Source organism: Phenylobacterium sp. (genome assembly GCF_044371015.1).
Lineage (GTDB): Bacteria > Pseudomonadota > Alphaproteobacteria > Caulobacterales > Caulobacteraceae > Phenylobacterium.
Genome location: NZ_JBILUK010000218.1, coordinates 1 through 5,468, shown reverse-complemented (window position 1 = coordinate 5,468; position 5,468 = coordinate 1). Strand labels below are relative to the sequence as shown.

Here is a 5,468-nt window from a genome sequence, read left to right as displayed (position 1 = left end):
GCGCGCCTTGGCGTGCTCCAGCTCCTCAAGCACCAGGACGGCGCCGCCTTCGCCCATCACGAAGCCGTCGCGGCCCTTGTCGTAGGGGCGGCTGGCGCGCTCGGGGGTCTCATTGAAGCCGGTGGACATGGCGCGGCAGGCAATGAACCCGGCGATGCCGATCGGCACCACACTGGCCTCTGCGCCCCCGGCGACCATGACGTCGGCGTCGCCGTACTTGATCAGCCGGCAGGCGTCGCCGATGGCGTGCGCCCCGGTGGCGCAGGCGGTGACCACCGCGTGGTTGGGGCCCTTGAAGCCGTATCGGATCGAGACCTGGCCTGAGATCAGGTTGATCAGCGCCGATGGGATGAAGAACGGGCTGACCCGGCGGTGGCCCTTCTCATGCATCTCGATGGCGGTTTCGGCGATGGTTCCGAGCCCGCCGATGCCGGAGCCGAGCATGACGCCGGTGCGTTCGCGGCCCTCGTCATCTTCGGGCGCCCAGCCCGAGTCGCGCACGGCCTCGTCGGCCGCGGCCATGCCGTAGAGGATGAAGTCATCGACCCGCCGGCGGTCGCGCGACGACATGGTCTGATCCGGGTCGAAGCTGCCTTCAACATCCGGTCCGCCGCCGCCCCGGCCATCGATACGCGGCACCTCGCAGGCCACCTGACAGGCCCAATCGGTCACATCGAAGGCGCTGATCCGCCCGGCGCCGGATTGGCCGGCGAGGAGACGCTTCCAGGTCAGTTCGGTTCCCTGACCCAGGGGCGAGAGGATTCCGATCCCGGTGACGACGACACGACGCATGTGCTGGCCTCGAGTTTTCTGACCTCGAAAACGAAACCGCCGCGCCATCGGGGTTCACCCGGCGACGCGGCGGCCCTGAATAGCGACGAAGGGGTTCAGCCGCCCAGGCGCTCGCCGATGAATTTCACGGCGTCGCCCACAGTCTGGATATGCTCGGCGGCGTCATCCGGGATCTCGATGTCGAATTCTTCCTCGAACGCCATCACGAGTTCCACGTTGTCGAGGCTGTCGGCGCCCAGGTCGTCGATGAATGACGCCTTCTCGGTCACCTTCTCGGGGTCGGCGTCCAGGTGCTCGATGACAATCTTGCGGACGCGTTCAAGGACGTCGGACATCTTCTTTAGATCCCTCAGGGGTTAGTCGGGTCACTGAATCGGCGACGGCGACGGTGAAGTCAACATCCGCCTTGGCGGACGGTTTCGAGGCTCGGGTAGCATGATCCCGCCCGCGGTGGCGAGCCTCAGATCATCGCCATGCCGCCGTTCACATGCAGCGTCTGTCCGGTGACATAGCCCGCCTCCGTCGAGGCGAGATAGACGCAGGCCGCCGCGACATCCGCGCCGGCGCCCAGCCTACCGGCCGGAATCGTCGTGAGAATCTGCGCTTTCTGAGCCTCATTCAACGCATCGGTCATCGGGCTCTCAATGAACCCGGGCGCGATGCAATTGACCGTAATGCCCCGCGTCGCGACCTCCTGGGCCAGCGCCTTGGAGAAGCCGATCATCCCCGCCTTGGAGGCCGCGTAGTTGGCCTGGCCGGGGTTTCCGGTGACGCCGACCACCGAGGTGATTCCAATGATCCGGCCGTGCCGGCGCTTCATCATGCCCCGCATCGCCGCGCGACTCAGCCGGAAGTAGCTTTCCAGATTGACCTTAAGGACCATCGCCCAGTCCTCGTCCTTCATCCGCAGGAGGAGTCCGTCGCGGGTGACGCCGGCGTTGGCCACCAGGATGTCCACTGGCGCCCCTGCGGCGGTCTCGGCCGCGTCGATCAGGCCGTCGACCGACGCCGGGTCGGAAAGATCGGCTGCAGCGACCGACGCACGAGATCCCAACTCGCTCGCGAGTTCGTCGAGCACCGCCGCGCGGGTGCCCGACAGCACCACGTTCGCGCCGGCCGCATGAAGCGCACGGGCGATTTCCGAACCGATGCCGCCCGTGGCGCCGGTGACGAGCGCGGTCTTGCCGCTGAGGTCGAACATGTTCCCTCCCCTCAAAAGCGTTCTTCAGAGTGACTTGGCGAAAGCTTCGAGATCGGCCGGCGCGTTCAGCGAGACCGCCTCGGCGTCGGGCGCGATCCGCTTGGCCATGCCCGCCAGCACCTTGCCGGTTCCGGCCTCGGCGAAACGGGTGACCCCGCCGTCTCCGGCCATCCAGATCATGCTCTCCCGCCAGCGCACACGCCCGGTCACCTGTTCGACCAGCAGTCGCCGGATCAGCTCGGGGTCATTGGTCGGCTGGGCGGTCACATTGCAGACCACCGGCGCGCGCGGCGCGACCAGCGTCGCCCCGGCCAGCGCCTCGGCCATCTCCTTGGCCGCCGGCGCCATCAACGGGCAGTGGAACGGGGCCGAGACGTTCAGCGGGATCGCCCGCGCGCCCAGCGCCTTGGCGGCCTCGATCGCCCGGTCCACAGCCGCTTTCTCGCCGGAGATCACCACGTTGCCGTTGTTGTTGTCGTTCGCCACAACGCAGACGCCGACCTCAGCGCCCGCCGCGGCGGCGGCCTCGGCCAGCGCCAGGTCGGTCTTGGGGCCGATCAGCGACGCCATGGCGCCCTCGCCGACCGGAACCGCCCGCTGCATCGCCTGGCCCCGCAGCTTCAACAGCCGCGCCGTATCCGCCAGGCTGATCGCGCCCGTCGCGGCCAGCGCCGAGTATTCGCCCAGGCTGTGGCCGGCCACAAACGACGCCTTCTCGACGCCGACGCCGAACTCCCGCTCCAGCGTGCGCATCACCGCCACGCTGACGGCCATCAGCGCAGGCTGAGCGTTCTCGGTCAGGGTCAATTGATCCTCCGGACCCTCACGCATCAAGGTGGAGAGCTTCTGCTTGAGCGCCTCGTCCACCTCCTGAAACACCTCTCGCGCAGCTGCGAAGGCTTCTGCGAGGTCCTGACCCATGCCCACGGCCTGGCTGCCCTGGCCCGGGAAGAGAAACGCGAGGCTCATGTTTGCGAACGTGCTCCGGTGGATTCCGCGCGAGGGTTAGGGGATAGACTTACCTCCGACAAGAAAACGAATCCGGGAGAGGCGAATGCGCGCGGTGATCCGACGGGACCGAAAGCTCGTGTGCGACGAGATCGGCGAACTCACGCCTGGCGAAGGTCAGGTGCTGGTCTCCACCCTCGCCTGCGGCATCTGCGGCTCCGATCTGCACGCGCTTCATCACATGGAGCACATGATCGATCTGTCGCGGCGCGGCGGCGCGCCGGACAGCGGCTTCGACCCCCGCGCCGACACCGTCTTCGGCCATGAATTCTGCGCCGAGATCCTGGATCATGGTCCTGGTACGACGAAGTCGCTGAAGGCCGGGACCCGCGTCGTCAGCGTACCGATCACCATGCACAATGGCGGGGTCGAAGCGCTGGGCTTCTCCAACCGCCTGCCCGGCGGGTTCGCGGAACGCATGTTGCTCTCCGAAGCCCTGCTGTTGGCGGTGCCGAACGGCTTGCCCACCGATCAGGCCGCCATGACCGAGCCCTTCGCCGTGGGCCTTCACGCCGTGGCCAAGGCGCACCTGGAGCCCAAATCGGTGTGTCTGGTGGTCGGCTGTGGTCCGGTGGGACTGGCCGTCATCGCCGCGCTTAAGGCCAAGGGCTACGGCCCTGTGATCGCCGCCGACTTCTCTCCCCGCCGCCGCGCCGCCGCCGAGAGGTTGGGCGCCGACATCGTCATCGATCCGGCCCAGGAGAGCCCGCACGACCGCTGGGAGAGCCTGGGCGTACCCAAGACCCGCGCCGGCCAGTCCATGATGCGGATGATGGGCAACCCGATCGCCCGACCGGTGGTGTTCGAATGCGTCGGCTCGCCCGGGGTGCTGCAGATGCTGATCGAGGCGGCCCCGGCCGGCGCCCAGATCCTGGTCGCCGGCGTCTGCATGGAGACCGACCGAATCGAGCCCTCCATCGCCATCACCAAGGAAATCGAACTCACCTTCGTGCTCGGCTACACGCCAGAGGAATTCGCCGAGACGCTACACATGCTCGCCGAAGGCGTGATTGACGCCACGGGACTTGTGACCGGGTCCGTACCCCTCGATGGCGTCGCGGGCGCCTTCACCGCGCTGGGCGATCCCGAGGCTCACGTGAAGATCCTGGTGAAACCCGGCGGCTAGCGCCTTCCGAAACGTGCGAACCGGATATCGAGAGAGCAGCTCTAAGGCTTGGTCTGATCCTTGAGATACGCCTCCACGGCCGCGCGATAGGCGGCGGAGTCCTGGCCGTCCGCCGGCCCGAGATAGTAACCGCGACGCGCCAGCAGCGCCTGACTGTCAGCGACGGTCAATGCAGGCGGCGCCACGGGCGCGGGCGATCCCGGGCTGGTCGCCCCGGGTCGGTACAGGGACGCCTCGCGGTCTGCGGCGGCGCGTTCGACGGGCGACAGCCTGCCCTCGAGTTCGATCTGCTTCTGCCGCGCCTTCAGATCGCCGGCATTGGCCGCGACGCTGAACCAGCGATAGGCCTCGCCGAGATTGGCCGGGACGCCCTGTCCGGTCTCGTGGATCAGGCCCAGATTGTACTGGGAGTCCACCACGCCCCGTTCGGCCGCCCGACGGAACCAGATCGCCGCCTCGCGCACCTCCCGCACGCCCCCCTCTCCCTGCGCCAGAAAGAGCCCGAGGTTGTGCATGGCGATCTTGTCCCCGCCCTCCGCCGCGCGGCGGGTCCAGAGGCGGGCCGCGGCCAGATCGCGCGGCAGACCGCCGCCGCCGGTCTCATAGAGGCTTGCGAGATGCAGCTGCGCCTCAACGTCCCCGCCATCGGCCAGTCCGGCCAGCCGGGGCAGCGCCATCGCATCCCCTCGGCTCAGGGCGGCGACAATCTCAGCGTAGTTCTGGCGGTCGGCCATGGGGACCGGCGCCAACGCCGCCGCCGGCGCCACGCCCCGAATGGCGGGCAATGCGCCTGTCGCAAGCGGCGCGGTGGCGGAAGGCGCCGCCCTCACCGGCGCCGTCTCTGGACTTGCAGGCGCGCCCGTATCCGGCCGAACGGCCAACAATGAGATTCCCGCGCCGGCCAGGCTGACCACAGCTGACGCCGCGCCTAGCATCAGCGCCCATCGGACGAGGGCCGGTTCACGCGCCGCCGGCGCCTCGGGCGGCGTCTCGAGCTCCGCGTCCAGGCGCGCGGACAGCGCCGCCAAAGCTCTGGAGAGCGCCAGCCCGCGCGCATCATCGGACGCCTCCCGAGCGGCCAGTCGACCTGCGAGACCGTCGATGGCCTGAATCAGAGCGGCGGTCGCGTCGGGAGCCAGTGGCGGCGACTCAGAACGTGAGATTCGCGCTTCCAGACGATCAAGGATGAGGCGCAGCTCATCGAGCGCCTGCGCCGTGCGCGCGCTCTCAGGCTCCCTACCGCCCGGCCAGACGCCATCTGCGGCCATTTGTCCTCCCCCCGGCCCCGGCGGCCAGGCAAGTGGCGGAATTGAATACGCTTCCCGCGACAGAAGGGTTAAC

At 68.5% G+C, this 5,468-nt stretch carries 6 protein-coding genes; 1 reads left to right on the top strand and 5 read right to left on the bottom strand.

Going from position 1 to position 5,468, the window contains the following annotated elements:
- The 4 genes from ACIQ3R_RS14785 to fabD all read right to left on the bottom strand — a co-directional run.
- A partial coding sequence (locus ACIQ3R_RS14785) for a beta-ketoacyl synthase N-terminal-like domain-containing protein (protein WP_397419624.1) occupies positions 1-792 on the bottom strand: 792 nt, incomplete at its 3' end.
- A 95-nt stretch (positions 793-887) separates the two neighbouring features.
- Positions 888-1,127 (bottom strand): acyl carrier protein, encoded by a 240-nt coding sequence (locus ACIQ3R_RS14780; protein WP_293345933.1) that lies wholly within the window; start codon positions 1,125-1,127, stop codon positions 888-890.
- Between the two features lie 125 nt (positions 1,128-1,252).
- Complete coding sequence (fabG, locus tag ACIQ3R_RS14775; RefSeq protein WP_397419623.1) at positions 1,253-1,993, bottom strand: 3-oxoacyl-[acyl-carrier-protein] reductase; 741 nt, start codon at positions 1,991-1,993, stop codon at positions 1,253-1,255.
- 24 nt (positions 1,994-2,017) lie between these two features.
- Positions 2,018-2,962: an ACP S-malonyltransferase gene (gene fabD, locus ACIQ3R_RS14770; RefSeq protein ID WP_397419622.1), complete on the bottom strand. Its 945-nt coding sequence runs from the start codon at positions 2,960-2,962 to the stop codon at positions 2,018-2,020.
- A gap of 85 nt (positions 2,963-3,047) precedes the next feature.
- Between fabD and ACIQ3R_RS14765 the strand changes: the two genes are divergently transcribed.
- On the top strand, positions 3,048-4,127 hold the full coding sequence (locus ACIQ3R_RS14765) for a zinc-binding dehydrogenase (RefSeq protein ID WP_397419621.1): 1,080 nt from the start codon (positions 3,048-3,050) through the stop codon (positions 4,125-4,127).
- A gap of 41 nt (positions 4,128-4,168) precedes the next feature.
- On the opposite strand, the gene ACIQ3R_RS14760 is transcribed toward ACIQ3R_RS14765, so the two are convergent.
- Positions 4,169-5,395 carry a tetratricopeptide repeat protein gene (locus tag ACIQ3R_RS14760; protein ID WP_397419620.1) on the bottom strand — a complete coding sequence of 409 codons (1,227 nt, stop codon included), beginning with the start codon at positions 5,393-5,395 and terminating at the stop codon, positions 4,169-4,171.
- Between the last annotated feature and the right edge of the window lie 73 nt (positions 5,396-5,468).